This is a genomic window from Ruegeria sp. AM2 (genome assembly GCF_056540685.1).
The window spans coordinates 226,368-241,085 of the sequence record NZ_JBQFXE010000001.1; the positions used below are offsets into that span (position 1 = coordinate 226,368).

14 protein-coding genes are annotated in these 14,718 nt (G+C 58.6%); 3 read left to right on the top strand and 11 right to left on the bottom strand.

Annotated features, from left to right (window positions below; genetic code table 11):
• Positions 1 to 12 precede the first annotated feature (12 nt).
• From ACR0CR_RS01195 to ACR0CR_RS01215, 5 genes are all read right to left on the bottom strand, one after another.
• Positions 13 to 804, bottom strand: coding sequence for an FAD binding domain-containing protein (locus tag ACR0CR_RS01195; protein ID WP_480595978.1), 792 nt, complete (start codon positions 802 to 804; stop codon positions 13 to 15).
• Positions 805 to 899: 95 nt separating this feature from the next.
• A complete protein-coding gene (locus tag ACR0CR_RS01200; protein ID WP_480595980.1) occupies positions 900 to 3,260 on the bottom strand; it encodes a xanthine dehydrogenase family protein molybdopterin-binding subunit in 2,361 nt (786 codons plus the stop codon).
• Positions 3,261 to 3,312: 52 nt separating this feature from the next.
• Positions 3,313 to 3,798, bottom strand: a complete 486-nt coding sequence (locus ACR0CR_RS01205; protein ID WP_480595982.1) for a (2Fe-2S)-binding protein — start codon at positions 3,796 to 3,798, stop codon at positions 3,313 to 3,315.
• A gap of 150 nt (positions 3,799 to 3,948) precedes the next feature.
• Positions 3,949 to 4,950: a molybdopterin-binding protein gene (locus ACR0CR_RS01210; RefSeq protein WP_480595983.1), complete on the bottom strand. Its 1,002-nt coding sequence runs from the start codon at positions 4,948 to 4,950 to the stop codon at positions 3,949 to 3,951.
• A complete protein-coding gene (locus ACR0CR_RS01215; protein ID WP_480595984.1) occupies positions 4,947 to 5,915 on the bottom strand; it encodes an XdhC family protein in 969 nt (322 codons plus the stop codon). Before ACR0CR_RS01215 ends, ACR0CR_RS01210 begins: the two co-directional genes overlap by 4 nt.
• A 206-nt stretch (positions 5,916 to 6,121) precedes the next feature.
• Between ACR0CR_RS01215 and ACR0CR_RS01220 the strand changes: the two genes are divergently transcribed.
• On the top strand, positions 6,122 to 6,622 hold the full coding sequence (locus ACR0CR_RS01220) for a hypothetical protein (protein WP_480595986.1): 501 nt from the start codon (positions 6,122 to 6,124) through the stop codon (positions 6,620 to 6,622).
• Here ACR0CR_RS01220 and ACR0CR_RS01225 read toward each other — a convergent pair whose 3' ends face one another.
• Together ACR0CR_RS01225 and ACR0CR_RS01230 are read right to left on the bottom strand one after the other, a co-directional pair.
• Positions 6,623 to 7,882 (bottom strand): vWA domain-containing protein, encoded by a 1,260-nt coding sequence (locus ACR0CR_RS01225; protein ID WP_480595988.1) that lies wholly within the window; start codon positions 7,880 to 7,882, stop codon positions 6,623 to 6,625.
• Between the two features lie 58 nt (positions 7,883 to 7,940).
• Complete coding sequence (locus ACR0CR_RS01230; RefSeq protein ID WP_480595989.1) at positions 7,941 to 8,849, bottom strand: AAA family ATPase; 909 nt, start codon at positions 8,847 to 8,849, stop codon at positions 7,941 to 7,943.
• Positions 8,850 to 8,998: 149 nt separating this feature from the next.
• Between ACR0CR_RS01230 and pyrC the strand changes: the two genes are divergently transcribed.
• Entirely contained in the window at positions 8,999 to 10,036 is a 1,038-nt protein-coding gene (gene pyrC / locus ACR0CR_RS01235; RefSeq protein ID WP_480595991.1) for a dihydroorotase, read from the top strand.
• On the opposite strand, the gene ACR0CR_RS01240 is transcribed toward pyrC, so the two are convergent.
• Complete coding sequence (locus ACR0CR_RS01240; protein WP_480595993.1) at positions 10,033 to 11,328, bottom strand: MmgE/PrpD family protein; 1,296 nt, start codon at positions 11,326 to 11,328, stop codon at positions 10,033 to 10,035. The genes pyrC and ACR0CR_RS01240 overlap by 4 nt on opposite strands.
• A gap of 38 nt (positions 11,329 to 11,366) precedes the next feature.
• On the bottom strand, positions 11,367 to 11,813 hold the full coding sequence (locus ACR0CR_RS01245; RefSeq protein WP_480595995.1) for a type II toxin-antitoxin system RatA family toxin: 447 nt from the start codon (positions 11,811 to 11,813) through the stop codon (positions 11,367 to 11,369).
• Positions 11,814 to 11,886: 73 nt separating this feature from the next.
• Between ACR0CR_RS01245 and hpt the strand changes: the two genes are divergently transcribed.
• The gene (hpt, locus tag ACR0CR_RS01250) at positions 11,887 to 12,429 is read left to right on the top strand and encodes a hypoxanthine phosphoribosyltransferase (RefSeq protein WP_480595997.1); all 543 of its coding nucleotides are present in this window, start codon (positions 11,887 to 11,889) and stop codon (positions 12,427 to 12,429) included.
• A gap of 181 nt (positions 12,430 to 12,610) precedes the next feature.
• Here hpt and ACR0CR_RS01255 read toward each other — a convergent pair whose 3' ends face one another.
• The gene (locus ACR0CR_RS01255) at positions 12,611 to 13,753 is read right to left on the bottom strand and encodes an amidohydrolase (RefSeq protein WP_480595999.1); all 1,143 of its coding nucleotides are present in this window, start codon (positions 13,751 to 13,753) and stop codon (positions 12,611 to 12,613) included.
• A complete protein-coding gene (gene lipA / locus ACR0CR_RS01260) occupies positions 13,750 to 14,700 on the bottom strand; it encodes a lipoyl synthase (RefSeq protein ID WP_480596001.1) in 951 nt (316 codons plus the stop codon). Before lipA ends, ACR0CR_RS01255 begins: the two co-directional genes overlap by 4 nt.
• Between the last annotated feature and the right edge of the window lie 18 nt (positions 14,701 to 14,718).

A 14,718-nucleotide genomic window follows, 5' to 3' on the forward strand; every position in this document is an offset into this window, starting at 1 on the left:
GTCAGTTTTGTTTCACGAACAGGCTTGAACCGCCCGCTTGGTCATGACCGAGACCAGATGCGCGCGGTACGCTTTGCTGCCGTGCAGATCTCCGATCATGTTCGTCGGGTTGATGCTCAGCCCTGTCAGAGCGTCGGTGCGGAACTCCTTGACCAAAGAATCTTCGGCTTCGGTCCAGCGGAAAACGCCATCCTCGCTGGCGCCGGTCACTGCAACACGCACGCTATCCGCGAAGCGCGCCACAAAAACACCGACCAACGCAAAACGCGACGCAGGTTGCAGGAATTTTTGGTAACTTGCGGCCTGTGGCACTGGAAACCGGACCGAAGTGATGATCTCGCCTTCATCCAATGCCGTGCTGAACATGCCATCAAAAAAGTCATCCGCCGTGATCCGGCGCAAATTGGTCACAACGGTCGCGCCCGACCCCAATACACCCGCAGGATAACAGGCCGCCGGATCGTTATTGGCCACTGACCCGCCAATGGTGCCGCGATTACGCACCGCCGGATCGCCGATCTGCCCCGCCAACGCCGCCAGCGCCGGGTACGACCCCACCGCCTCGCGCGCCACCGTGGCATGGGTCGTCGCCCCGCCAACCGAGACCGAGCCGTCATCCTCGATGCAGACCCCCTGCATCTCGGCAATCCCACTCACACTGACCAGCACCGACGGTGCCGCCAACCGCTGCTTCAGCGTCGGGATCAGCGTCTGACCACCCCCCAACGCCTGCGCATCCTCGGCCCCCAGCGCAGCAACCGCATCCGCAATGGTCGATGGCTTCTCAAACTCGAAACTATACATTTCGCATTCCCTTTCCGAAGAACACTAATCCGTTCTTCATCTGGCTATAAATATCCCGGGGAGCGCGAGGGGCTGGCCCCTCGCACCCCAACCTCTCAGCTGTTCATCGCGGCCCAAACACGCGACGGGCTCACCGGCATGTCGATGTGATCCACCGCCTTGCCGCCCGCGTTCAGCGCATCCAGCACCGCATTGACCACCGCAGGCGGGGAGCCAATGGCCCCGGCCTCACCACAGCCCTTCACCCCAAGCGGGTTATGCGTGCAGGGCGTTTGGCTGGAATGATCCACGCCATAGAACGGCACATCATCGGCGCGCGGCATGGCGTAGTCCATGAAGGACGCACTCAGCAGTTGGCCATTTTCGTCATAGGCACAGTTCTCAAGCAGAGCCTGACCGATGCCTTGACCGATCCCGCCATGGACCTGGCCATCTACAATCATAGGATTGACGATGTTGCCAAAGTCATCCGCAGCTGTGAACGCCTCAATGCTGACCTGACCGGTTTCCGGATCGACTTCGACCTCGCAAGCGTAAGCACCAGCCGGATAGGTGAAGTTGGCCGGGTCGTAAAACGCGGTCTCCTCCAAACCCGGTTCAACTTCCAAAGGATAGTTATGCGGCACATAGGCTGTCAGGGTCACATCGCCCCAGGCCACCGACTTGTCGGTTCCTGCGACGCTGAACTGACCGTCCTTCAGCTCGATATCGGCCTCGGACGCTTCCAGCAGGTGGGCGGCGATCTTCTTGGCCTTGTCGATCACTTTCTCGGTGGCCTTCACCATGGCCGAGCCACAAACCGCCAGCGAGCGCGAGCCATAGGTGCCCATACCGAACGGGATCTTCGAAGTGTCGCCATGCACGATCTCGACCATCGATTCATCAATGCCGATCATGTCGGCCACAACCTGCGGAAAGGCGGTCTCATGCCCCTGCCCGTGGCTATGCGCGCCCACCATGACGCTGATCGAGCCGGTGGCATTCACCCGCACGGTGGCGGCATCATAGAGACCCGCACGGGCCCCCAGCATGCCAACAATGTTCGACGGCGCAATACCACAGGCCTCGATATAGCAGTTGATGCCCAGACCCCGCAGCTTGCCCTTGGCCTCGCTCTGCGCCCGGCGCGCGGCAAATCCGGCCAGATCGGCAGCGGCCTCGAGCTTGTCCATGGTCCCGTTATAATCCCCGGTGTCATAGGTTAGAGCGACCGGCGTGTCATAGGGGAACTGGGTGATAAAGTTCTGACGACGCAGCGCGATCGGATCGACGCCCAACTCGCGTGCGGCTTTGTCCACTACGCGTTCCAACTGATAGGTCGCCTCGGGCCGGCCCGCACCGCGATAGGCATCCACCGGCACCGTGTTGGTGAACATCGCCTTCACGTTCACCTGAATGACCGGCGTCTTGTAGTTGCCCGCCATCAACGTGCCGTGCAGCCATGTGGGCACCGAGCTGGAGAAGGTCGACAGATACGCCCCCAGATTGGCGAAGGTATTGGTGCGCAGACCGATGAAGTTATTGTCCGCATCCAGCGCCAGCTCAATCGTACTGACATGATCGCGGCCATGGGCATCCGACATGAACGCCTCGGACCGGCTGGCCGACCATTTCACGGGCCGGTTGCAGGCCTTGGCGGCGAAGGTCACAAACGCCTCTTCCGCATAGTGGAAGATCTTTGTGCCAAAGCCACCGCCCACATCGGGGGCCACAACGCGGACCTTATGCTCGGGCAGGCCCAACACAAAGGCGCACATCAGTAAGCGGATCACATGCGGGTTCTGCGAGGTCGTATAGAGCGTATAGTCCTCGGTCCCACGGCTGTATTCCGCCACCGCCACGCGCGGTTCCATCGGGTTGGCGACCAGGCGGTTGTTCACCAGATCGAGCGTTGTCACATGGGCCGCATTGGCAAAGACCTCGTTGACCTTGGCGTCATCGGTCTCGCCCAGTTGCCAGTCATAGCAGATGTTGTTCTTCAGATCGTCATGGACCAACGTTGAACCTTCTTGGGCAGCAGCCTTCATGTCGACCACGGCAGGCAATTCCTCGATATCCAGATCGATCGCCTCGGCGGCGTCGCGCGCCTCGGCCAGACTATCTGCTACCACGGCTGCAATCGGATCGCCCACATGGCGCACTTTACCTTGCGCCAGAATGGGGTGCGCCGGTTCCTGCATGGGCGCGCCGTGCTTGTCGGTCACCTCCCAGCCGCAGGGGATGCCGCCCACGCCTTCGAAATCTTTGCCGGTGAATACTTTGACTACGCCCGGCATGCCTTCTGCCGCCGAGGTGTCGATGGAATTGATCCGGCCATGCGCGATATCCGAGCGCAGGAAATACACATAGGCCTGTCCAGCCACGTTGATGTCGTCGGTGTAGTTGCCTGCTCCGGTCAGAAAGCGCACGTCCTCGCGCCGCTTGGAACTGGCTCCGATGCCACTGTCTTTGGGCATTGCTTGTTCTCCTCCCTGGGAAAAGAATTTTCGTCGAAAATTCTTGTCCGCCTTATTCGGCGGCGATGCTGCTCACGTCCTGGCCGGATGCGGCCATGATCGCTTTGACGATGTTGTGGTAACCGGTGCATCTGCACAGGTTGCCCTCAAGGTACTTTCGCACCTCGGCCTCGGTCGGGCGCGGGTTTTCCTTCAGCAAGGCCGCAGCACTCATGACCATGCCGGGCGTACAAAAGCCGCACTGAAGCCCGTGATGATCCTGAAAGGCTTGCTGGATCACGTTCAGCGATCCATCCGTGTTCGCCTGACCCTCTATGGTGCCCACGTCGGCCCCATCAGCCTCAAGCGCCAGCATATTGCAGGACTTAACCGCCGCGCCATTCACATGCACGACGCACGCTCCGCATTGTGCAGTGTCACAACCAACATGCGTTCCAGTAAGCGACAGGTGGTCGCGCAGAAAGCTGGACAACAAGGTCCGGCCTTCGACATCACCGCTCACGGATTTTCCGTTCACGGTCATAGAGACCTGTGTCATTAGTTCCTCCCATTTGGTATTTTTGATTAGGGCGAGTTAAACACGGGAATTTTCGTTTGAGAACAAAAATCTTTGCCGTTTTTTCGCACCCCAAGTTTCGACCAACGCCACGATGTAGATCGCCGCAACTGGTCGTCAAATATCCGCGCGTTACACGCGTTTGGCAGAACGTGGCTGCGGACGTGTCGGAATTTCCTTGAGCAGACCACCCACGCCCATCCCGGCAATATCGGCGTTTGTGGTTTCGATGCCGCACGCGACGCGGGACAAAACCCAGTCCGCACCGTTAAGCGCCGGCGACCGCGCGCACCCCGGCAAACCGATCACCGGACGACCCTGCAACGCGCCCAGAAAAAGCAGGTTCCCCGGATCGACCGGCATTCCGAAGCGATCGACCTGCCCCCCTGCATCTCGGACGGCCTGCGGGGCAACATCATCTACATCGGACGTCGCCGACCCCGTCAGGATCATTGCGACGTCTCCTTTGATATTCTGGACCGCATCACTCAGTGCACCAGTGTGATGCGGCACGATCTGAACGTCACACAAGTCCATTCCAAGGGCTTCGACGCGGCCTCGCATCGCTGCAATGCCTTTTTCGTTCGGGGGACCGCCGGGAATATCGGTCACCACCAGACCAGCGGTGTTCACAACGGGTGAGGCCAATTTGATCGCACCTTGCGCCAGTCGCGCCGCCCGTAGAACATCTGCGCCCGGAACCGCGTAGGAGATGACCTTAATCGTCGCCACCATTCCACCGGCACCCATCTGTTGATACTGCGGAACTGTCGCAACGGTGATCATCGGGTTGACCTGATTGAACGCCAACAGTGCGTCCGTCTCCAGAACGGCGACCCCCGGTCCATCAGCAAGAAGATTAACACGGCCCGTAAATGGCAGCGTGACACGCAGTCCCGCCGCCTGGGCATCCGGGGCCAATGCTTCGGCGAGCATTCGCGCCGCTTCGTCTTCGTGACAATCGCCGGGTTCCAGCCGCGCCACTATGATTGTGGCGTGTCCTGTGTCTGTTAACTGAGCAAGATGTTCAACGGTCAGGGTTAGCCCCTTGCGCAGCTTTCCGCCATTGGTCTTGACCGAATGCGCCAGAATTGCACCTCTGGCTTCGGCGACAGGTACAGGCCCGAACTTCACGCTTTGCCTCGCAACACGGCGGTCATCTGAGCCAAAATGGCCACCGCGATTTCCGATGGATCCGCTGCGCCAATATCCAGACCTATCGGCCCGTGAACCTGCGCGATCTGGGGGTCTGAAAAGCCCGCTGCCTTCATACGATCTACGCGTTTTGCATGCGTCCGCGTAGACCCTAATGCTCCGATATAAAACACGTCAGCTTGCAGAGCCGCCTCCAGCGCAGGGTCGTCGATCTTGGGGTCATGCGTCAGTAAAACTACGGCGGTTCGCGCGTCCAATCCCAATTCGGCGATGGCCTCGTCGGGCCAATCTGTCAGCACCGTCTCACCGGGAAAGCGCGCGGCCGAGGCAAAGGCGTCGCGCGGGTCAATCACGAAGGGATCGTATCCCGCGATACGCGCCATTGGCACCAGGGCCTGCGCGATATGCACCGCGCCGACAACGATCAGCCGCAATGGAGGGTTATGCACCGCAACAAAGGTTTGCCCATCTTCTTCAAACCCCGACCTATCCATGCGTAGGCGGTCCTGATAGGCCTTGCGACGCAATGCACGGTGACCTGTTTCAACATTTACTTCGTATGCAACCGGTTCGCGTCGCGCACGCGCCGCGACCAACTCTTCCAGCATGGGTTTCGTCAAAACCGTGCCAACAGGTTCAACGAGCACTCGAATTGTGCCGCCACATGCCAAGCCAACAGCAAAGGCGTCCTCGTCACTGACACCGAATTCAAGCAGACGCGCCTCACCCTCTTCGATTGCCTCCAACGCTTCAACGATCACGGCCCCTTCGACGCATCCCCCGGATACTGAGCCCTGCATCTTGCCGTCTCCGGCGATCACGAGTTGCGCCCCAACGCGCCGCGGTGCGCTGCCCCATGTCTGCACAACAGTGGCAAGCGCCGTTCCCTGTCCGGCGCGGTACCATTCCAATGCGGTTTCTGGGCTGCTGTCGAATCGTTCCATTGAGACCTCCGGCCTTCTCTGCGTTCAACATAGTCAGGTTTGACGTGATGAAAAGCCGGGCAGAGCGTTGGGTGCCGGCGTCCAAAGGCCGATTTCGCTTTCACATAAGCAAAGCATTGAATGTCATGCGCCAGAGTTCTAGCCTGCGGCCATGCTCGGGTCCCGCCTGAGTAAACCCCCTGAATATTTCTAATAGGAGAAAGAGGTTGAAACGCATTCTTAAACTGGCATCTGCAATTGGCATTTTGACTGCAACAGCAGGCTGGGCAGATACGTTCTTGCGGTATGGCGAAGTTGAGGGCTGGAAAGTCTTTATCGATCAGGACAAGAAAACCTGCCTGATCGAAGCAGTTGATGACGCCGAAAACGTTGTCCAGATGGGCCTGACCGAAGACCGAAGTGTCGGCTACGTTGGCGTCTTCACCAAGGCAAAGACTGACATTAAGCGCGGTGAAAAAGAGGCCGTGGCCATTTTGATCGGCGACAATATCTACCTAGGTGAAGCAACCGGTATGAAAGGCAACATCACCAAAGGCTATTCGGGCGGCTATGTCCTGTCTGATGACCCTCAGTTCGCTGACGATCTGGCCAAGAAGAAAGTCATGATCGTGTTTCCGGAAAAGGAGTTCGCCTTTACCGTTGACCTGACCGGCACTTACAAGGCGATGGAAATGGCCCGCAAGTGCAATGAAGAGCAGCTAAGCTGATTATCCTTGGGAAAGCGCGGTCATCAATCGCGCTTTCTGCCCCTGATCATCCGGTTGGGAGATCACGGAAGCCAACTCTTCAAGTGACGCAATTGAATGCCCTGCCCTGAAGCTGTCTACATGGGGCAACATTGTTGCGACACCCTTCGCTTTCGGGGCGAACCCATCCCACCGCAGCAACGGGTTCAGCCAGATCAGACGGCGGGACGAAAGGTGGAGACGCTCGATCTCTTTTTCAAGCTGCTCTGGGTCGCCACGCTCAAGGCCATCTGTGATCAGCAAGACAACAGCACCTTGCCCCATGACCCGCCTCGACCAGTCACGGTTAAATTGGTGCAAACAGTCACCAATACGCGTCCCGCCTTCCCAATCCTGCGCTTCGGCCCCGGCGGCGGCGAGTGCGGCATCGACGTCGCGTTGATGCAGGTGGCGGGTGATGTTGGTCAGTTGCGTTCCAAATGTAAACGCGTGAACTTTGGCCCAACCTGCGCCTTTCGCGTTAGAGACCGTGTGCAGGAAATGCAGAATGATGCGGCTGTACTGGCTCATCGAGCCAGAGATGTCACACAACACAACTAGGTTCGGCCACCGTGGCTTTGGCCGCTGCCGGGCGATATCCCGAAGGTCGCCGCCCTGCCGCATGGCAGCACGCAGCGTACGCGCCCGATCAATCCGGTGGCCCAGATGACTGGCCTGCCCGCGCCGAGACGCAATCGGTTGCACTGGCAGAGTCAGACGCGACAAAATGCGTTTGGCCTGAGCGGTCTCTTCGGTGCTCATCTGCTCAAAATCAAGATTGCGCAGACGTTCTTCTGACGAAGCGGTCTGCGTCGCATCAATTTCAATCTCTGTCTCGCCTTCTGATTCAGGTGTTTCGGGTTGCTCACGCTCAACACCGTCCAGCAGCGCCTCTGCCGCTCGTTTCTCTGCGGAATCAGCTTTGCGTTCCTCCTGCACGCCCCGGATGGCAGGCAACATCATGGACATCATGTGTTCAAGATACCTCGGATCGCGCCAATAGAGGCGAAAGACCTGAGCGAACACAGTGCGATGTTCGGGACGGTTCACGAAACAGGCGTGGAGTGTCCAGTAGAAATCCTGTTTTTGCGTGAAACCTGCGGCTTGAACGGCGCGGATCGCATCGACCACGCGACCTGTTCCGATCGGCAAACCCGCCTTGCGCAACGCCCGCGCGAAATGCGTGATGTTCCGCGCAAGTTTCGGACTGTCGGGGATATCCAGAGGAAGTTGCTCTACCATCGACGTTCACGAGGGCCTTGCCCCCATAGCCCCAGAGTGTTTTTGGACAAAAGACGCATCAGGCAGGTTCGAGAGTGGCTTTGGCCTCGTCCAGAATGCGCTTGGCCTCGGAGCCTTGCAGTTTCTGGATGTCGTCCTGATATTTCAGGATCGCGCCCAATGTGTCACCGATCACTTCAGGGCTCAGGTTGATCACATCAAGTGCCAGCAGGCATTTGGCCCAATCAATAGTCTCCGCGACACCGGGTTTTTTGAACAGGTCCTCCGTGCGCAGATGTTGGACGAAGGCGACAACCTCGCGGCTAAGCGCCTCTGCAGCCTCGGGTGCACGGGCGTGGAGGATTTCGATCTCGCGTTCGAAATCCGGGTAATCGACCCAATGGTACAGACAGCGCCGCTTGAGCGCGTCGTGGACTTCGCGGGTACGGTTCGAGGTCACGATGACGATCGGCGGTTCTGGCGCTTTTACGGTGCCCAGTTCCGGAATCGTCACCTGAAAGTCGCTGAGCGCCTCTAGCAGAAAAGCCTCAAAAGGTTCATCCGTGCGGTCCAATTCGTCGATCAACAGAACAGGCGCGCCGCTTTCGTCGGGACGCATGGCCTGAAGCAGAGGGCGCTCAATCAGGTATTCATCCGAGAAAAGCTCGGTCTGCAACGCGCCGCGGTCGGCGCCACCGGACGCCTCGGCGGTGCGGATCGCCACCATCTGCGCCGGGAAGTTCCATTCGTAGACGGCCGAGGACGCGTCCAGCCCCTCGTAGCATTGCAACCGGATCAGGCGTCGGTTCAGACCAGCGGCCATAGCCTTGGCAATCTCGGTTTTGCCAACACCGGCCTCACCTTCCAGAAACAGCGGACGCCCGAGTTTCAATGACAGGAACACGACCGTGGCCAAGGCCCGACCGCAGACATAACCCTGCGCGCCCAGCATAGATTGAACGGCGTCGATTGAATCTGGTTGCGTCATACTCTTCTCCCTCGGGACAACAGGTCATGGCCGCGCCCGCGCGTCAAGACCGTGGTCTTTCCGTGACTTACGTCGCCCATCGCAGAAGACAAGGCCATGACCGTAACAGGGGCCTTTTACCCACTCAGCGCCTGTGCTAGCCCGAGGGCATGACCGACACCCTTACGATCCGCCGTCCCGACGACTGGCATCTGCATCTGCGCGATGGCGCGATGTTGCAGGCCGTCCTGCCAGAAACCGCGCGCCATTTTGCACGTGCGATCATCATGCCGAACCTGGTTCCGCCGGTTGTGACAGGCGATCAGGCGGCAGCTTATCGCGACCGCATCCTGGCCGCGCTGCCCAGTGACATGACGTTCGAGCCCCTCATGACGTTGTATCTGACAGAGGACACGGATGCCGAAGACGTGGCCGCTGCGCATGCCAGTGGGCTGGTAAAAGCCGTCAAACTCTACCCGGCGGGGGCCACGACGAACTCGGCTTCGGGCGTGCAGGACTTCGACAGGGTCCGGCCAGTGCTGGAAAAAATGGCCGAGATCGGTCTGCCGCTTTGCGTTCATGGCGAGGTCACGGATGCCGAGATCGATATATTTGATCGCGAGGCCGTCTTTATCGACCGGGTACTGGATCCGATCCGCAGATCGACCCCAGGGTTGCGTGTGGTCATGGAGCATATCACGACAGCGAACGGCGTAGATTATGTCAAAGCCAACACCGCCGATTTGGGCGCAACGATCACCGCGCACCACCTGATCATCAACCGCAATCACATTCTGGTGGGCGGGATCAAACCACACTATTACTGCCTGCCCGTGGCAAAACGTGAAGAGCATCGGCTGGCGCTGCTGGCCGCCGCGACCTCGGGTGATGAGCGGTTTTTCCTAGGCACCGACAGCGCTCCGCATACGGATGCCAATAAGGAAATGGCGTGCGGATGCGCAGGGTGTTTCACGGCAACCAACACAATGTCGCTCGTGGCTGAAATGTTTGACCGTGCGGGCGCTTTGGCGCAGCTCGAAGGGTTTACGTCACTCCATGGACCAGCGTTCTACAGACTGCCTGTGAACGAAAGCACCATCACTTTGGCAAAGGGTGAAGCTGTTGAATATATAAGCAAGATCGAGTCTGTGGATGGTCCGGTAACCGTTTTCGACCCCGGTTTTCCGTTGCATTGGCGAGTGGTTTAAACACTCAACCTGTCGGCTAACTCGGCGGCGCGGCCACCTGTTCGTAGCATCGACCAGATCGCATCGGCCTCGTCTCGGCCGATGAGTTTTCCCGCCTTCTGGCGGACGCGATCCTCGCGATCAGCCAGTGACATCGGGGCCAGCAGATCATGGTCGGCTTCGCGACGTGCGCCGTCGCGACGCAGCAACAACAAATGCGCCTGCGTTTCCGACAGACTGTCATCGGCTTCGACCGTGACACGGTCGCGCAAAGAAATCAGCCTGGGATCAGAGCAGGTTTTTTCAGAGTAGCTCGCGGGTAACGCGGTGTCGTACCCTGTTGCTTGCATCGCAATGACAGTGCGGTACGAGAACTTTGCCCCCAGCCCAGTGGTTGGGGCGAGTTGGTTGCATACACTCATCCAGCGCGGATGCGTTTTGACCTTGATCTCAGCTACTTCGGGCTCGGCGATGTCCAGTTCTCGCGCGGCCTCCAACGCTGCGTGCAGGCCGTGGCAGCAGGCGTGGAATTTGTGGCTAACGCTGTCGAAAAGCCGTTCTTCACCCAGCCCGTCCAGAGCTGCTGCGCTGTCGTCGGCACCCTGATGCGTTTTGCCAAAGCCGTATTCACCTTGCAACGCGCTCTGGCTGGGCTCAAATCCCGCGCGGATCAATAGTGCAGCCTCAACACCAGTCGCGGCGGCGAGACCCGCGTTGTAGGGTTTTCCCATTGTCCCGAATTGGTTCTTGAGCCCCGACGCGCGCGTCGCCGTAAGACCCAGAACCCGACCCATGTGCGCGGCATCAAAGCCCAGAATTCGACCCACCGCCACCGCCGCTCCGAAGGCGCCGGCTGTCGCGGTCTGGTGGAAGCCTGCTTGATAGTGCCCGCGTCCAAGCCATAGGCCCATCCGGATCGACACTTCCATCCCGACCAGTGCGGCCTCCAAAAGATCAACAATCGGACGATCATCCCACTCTGCAATGGCCAAAGCGGCAGGAAACACCGCCACCGAAGGATGCCCGATATGCGCAAAATGCGTGTCGTCGTAGTCCAGGGCGTGCGAGACCGTCCCGTTGACAAGGGCCGCCCCGCGCAACGGCGCAGCGCCTCCACCGAACAGGCGGGCCTGCGCGTCTCCGCCTTCTGCCAACACCATGTTTCGAATGATATGCGAGACCGGCGCATTGACGCCTGCCCGCCCAACCGCCAGCCAATCCAGACAGGAAAGCGAGGTCACGATACGAGTCTGTGCTGTGGTTGAAATCGGCCCTGACGCAAAGGCGGACAATGCAGTTGCAAGATCGGTCATGGTGCGCAGTCTAGCGCGGTTGCGGTTTGGGTAAACCCTTAGCCATAAAGCTCTGTGGCGCGGGTTTCAAAGGCGCGGACGATGCGGTGCATCGCTTCGTTAAATACGACACCGATAATACCTTGCAGAACGGCGTTCTTGAACTCGAAATCGACGTGAAACGACACGTTGCACCCGCCCTCAGGCGCGTCCTCAAAGTGCCAATCCGACCGCATATACTTGAATGGACCATCCAGATACTCGGTATCGATGCGCTTTTGCTGATCGAACAACGTTACCCGGCTGCCGAACCGTTCGCGGAAGACCTTGAACGAAATGACCAGGTCCGCCTCCATCACGCGGCCTTCACCCTGGTCATAAGTCCTGCGGACGCGCGCAGCAGCGCACCACGGCAGAAATTGCGGATATTTCGGCACATCCGCGACCAGATCGTACATCTGCTGAGCGGTGTATGGCAGGTGGCGGGTCTCGGAATGGATCGGCATCGCTTTGGGGTATTTGCAGGTGACAATGGCGCGTCATGTCGTATGTTGCGCGCCAAAGATCAAGGGGGCAGCGATGAGCCAGCGCACTTATGTGATAGATGAGATGATATCGGCCAAGGCCATCGCCGCCAGAATCGAAGAGCTTTGTCGTCAGATTACGGATGAATTCGGTGGAACCGACAAGCTGATCGTCGTCGGCCTGCTGCGCGGCAGCTTCGTGTTCATCGCCGATTTGGTACGTGAGTTGGACCTACCGATTGAGGTGGATTTCCTTGAGGCGTCTTCGTACGGAGACTCGATGGAAAGTAGCCGGGAAGTGCGCATTCTCAAAGACTTACGCGGTGCTATTGAGGGACGCGATGTGCTGGTTGTTGAAGACATCGTGGACACCGGCCACACGCTGAACCACGTCACCAAGCTCCTGCGAAGCCGTAAACCAAAACGCCTGAAATCCATTGCCTTGCTGGACAAACCCAGTCGGCGCGAAGTTGATTTCCGCTCGGACTGGATCGGCTTTGAGATACCTGATGAATTTGTCGTGGGGTATGGCATCGACTACGCACAGCGCAACCGAAACCTGCCGTTCATCGGCAAAGTGCGATTTACCGAGGACTGAATGGGCCCTCGCCACTTCTTGCGCATGTCCCAATGGGCGCGAAACCCACCCTCGGCGCGCAGAGTGATTTTTGTCTTCGCAATCGTTGCGATTTGTCTGGTCGTCGTTGGGATAGAGTACATGGGGTGGTGGCCTGATTGGGCCACCGGAGAGTGGACGAGGTTTACACCGTAATATATTGTTATTTCAACGCGATTTCGATTGCTCGCAGGAAAATACCGGTGCCAATAGGGATAAGCGCATCCGGGAAGTCATAATCAGGATTGTGCAGCTGGGGGTGCTTTTCCCCTGACCCCAACCAAAACATCGCTGATTTTGCACCTTTTCCGAATTGGCCGAAGTCTTCGGAAAACCGTTGGGGCTCGGCAACGAGATCCAATGGAACATTTTGGATACCACAGGCCTCGGCCAGTACGCGTACGGCGCTGACATTATTGGTGCACGCTTCAAACACGTCCTCGTATGTGATCGTGACGGACAATTTGTTGGCCTGGGCGATTTTGTTTACCAAGTCTTCCGCCTCACTGATTAACCCATCCATGCGATGGTCAGATACCGTGCGAAGGGTGACCCACAGCTCAGCATACCCAGGCGAGATGCCAAACGTCGCTTCACCCAAACGCGCGTGGGTCACGGTTGTTAAGGCGTATTCCGCGTCCAGCTCTCCGCCTTTTCCCAAACCGGCCAAGGCCGGAACAAGTTCCGCCAACGCGCCAGCCGGTGACACACCGTCCTGCGGCGCTGCGGCATGAGACGTCTTTCCCGTCAGCGCGATCCTCATTCCGCGCGAGGCACAATTGGCCGCGCCTTCACACAGTTGCACTGCGCCCAAGTCCAGCCCAGGCAAATTGTGCAGGGAAAACACGATGTCAGGTGCGATTGCATCGAACTGCGGATCGGCACGAAAGGCTGCGGCCCCTTGCCCGGTTTCCTCTGCAGGCTGAAAGATCAAAACGACCCGCCCTCGGTCCGGTCGAACCTGTCCCAGAGAATGCGCCACGCCCAGAACCATCGACATGTGACCATCATGCCCGCAAAGATGGCCCTTACCGGCGACTTGCGAGGCATAGGGCGCGCTTGATTCTTCTTGTATCGGCAGGCCATCCAATTCGCACCGTATGCCAATTGTTGGGCCCGGTTTGCCGCTTTTATAAATCGCAGCGACGCCATGCCCGCCGATGTTCGTCAGAACCGAATCTGGATTGCATAGCTTCAGCAGGTCCAAGATTCTGGCAGCGGTGTCCTGCTCCTGACCCGAAATTTCCGGAACCCGATGCAGCGAGTGGCGAATCTGGACAAGCCAGTCCAGAACGTCCGGGGTCACCCTTGGCTCAGCTTCTTTTGACGCGCGTCGCGCAGACGGGCGAAATCATCACCCGCATGATACGACGAACGGGTCAGCGGAGTCGCAGACACCATCAGGAACCCTTTGCCGAAGGCTGCTTTTTCATAGGCTGCAAACTCTTCTGGCGTGACGAAGCGATCAACACCGTGGTGCTTTGGCGTCGGCTGCAGGTACTGACCGATCGTCAGGAAATCGATATCTGCGGCACGCATGTCATCCATCACCTGCCGCACCTGCTGTTCTTCTTCCCCCAGACCGACCATGATGCCGGATTTGGTGAAAATCGACGGGTCCATCTCTTTGACCCTTTGCAACAGGCGAAGGGAATGGAAGTAACGAGCACCCGGGCGAACCTCGGGATAGAGGCCGGGAACGGTTTCCAGATTGTGGTTGAACACGTCCGGTTTTGCTTCGACGACGACCTCAAGCACGGACGGGTCGCATTTGAGAAAATCGGGTGTCAGAATCTCAATCGTCGTTTTGGGCGAGCGATGGCGGACGGCACGGATCGTTTGGGCAAAGTGCTCGGCACCGCCATCCTTTAGGTCATCGCGGTCGACCGAAGTGATAACGACATGGTTGAGACCCAGCTTTTCAACGGCATGCGCCACCCGGCCAGGTTCGAAGGCGTCCAACGCATCGGGTCGTCCGGTCGCGATATTGCAGAATGTGCAGCCGCGTGTACAAATCTCGCCCATGATCATCATGGTGGCGTGACCCTGGCTCCAGCATTCGCCCACATTTGGGCATCCTGCTTCTTCACAGACGGTTACCAAGTTGTTCTCACGCATGATCTTATGCGTCTCGGCATAGCCTTTGCCACCCGGGGCTTTGACCCTGATCCATTTGGGTTTTTTCGGCTGAGAATTGTCGGGCCGATGCGCCTTTTCAGGGTGTCGCTGTTCGGGAATATTCAGATCGCGCACGGCTGGTTTCCTGACTTT

What these genes read in the sequence shown, in the direction of transcription:
- ACR0CR_RS01225 (WP_480595988.1), bottom strand. Translation starts at nt 7,882, where the DNA reads ATGGTAGAGCAACTTCCTCTGGATATCCCCGACAGTCCGAAACTTGCG.
- pyrC (WP_480595991.1), top strand. Translation starts at nt 8,999, where the DNA reads ATGACCGACACCCTTACGATCCGCCGTCCCGACGACTGGCATCTGCAT.
- hpt (WP_480595997.1), top strand. Translation starts at nt 11,887, where the DNA reads ATGAGCCAGCGCACTTATGTGATAGATGAGATGATATCGGCCAAGGCC.
- ACR0CR_RS01230 (WP_480595989.1), bottom strand. Translation starts at nt 8,849, where the DNA reads ATGACGCAACCAGATTCAATCGACGCCGTTCAATCTATGCTGGGCGCG.
- ACR0CR_RS01195 (WP_480595978.1), bottom strand. Translation starts at nt 804, where the DNA reads ATGTATAGTTTCGAGTTTGAGAAGCCATCGACCATTGCGGATGCGGTT.
- ACR0CR_RS01205 (WP_480595982.1), bottom strand. Translation starts at nt 3,798, where the DNA reads ATGACACAGGTCTCTATGACCGTGAACGGAAAATCCGTGAGCGGTGAT.
- ACR0CR_RS01200 (WP_480595980.1), bottom strand. Translation starts at nt 3,260, where the DNA reads ATGCCCAAAGACAGTGGCATCGGAGCCAGTTCCAAGCGGCGCGAGGAC.
- ACR0CR_RS01240 (WP_480595993.1), bottom strand. Translation starts at nt 11,328, where the DNA reads ATGACCGATCTTGCAACTGCATTGTCCGCCTTTGCGTCAGGGCCGATT.
- ACR0CR_RS01245 (WP_480595995.1), bottom strand. Translation starts at nt 11,813, where the DNA reads ATGCCGATCCATTCCGAGACCCGCCACCTGCCATACACCGCTCAGCAG.
- ACR0CR_RS01215 (WP_480595984.1), bottom strand. Translation starts at nt 5,915, where the DNA reads ATGGAACGATTCGACAGCAGCCCAGAAACCGCATTGGAATGGTACCGC.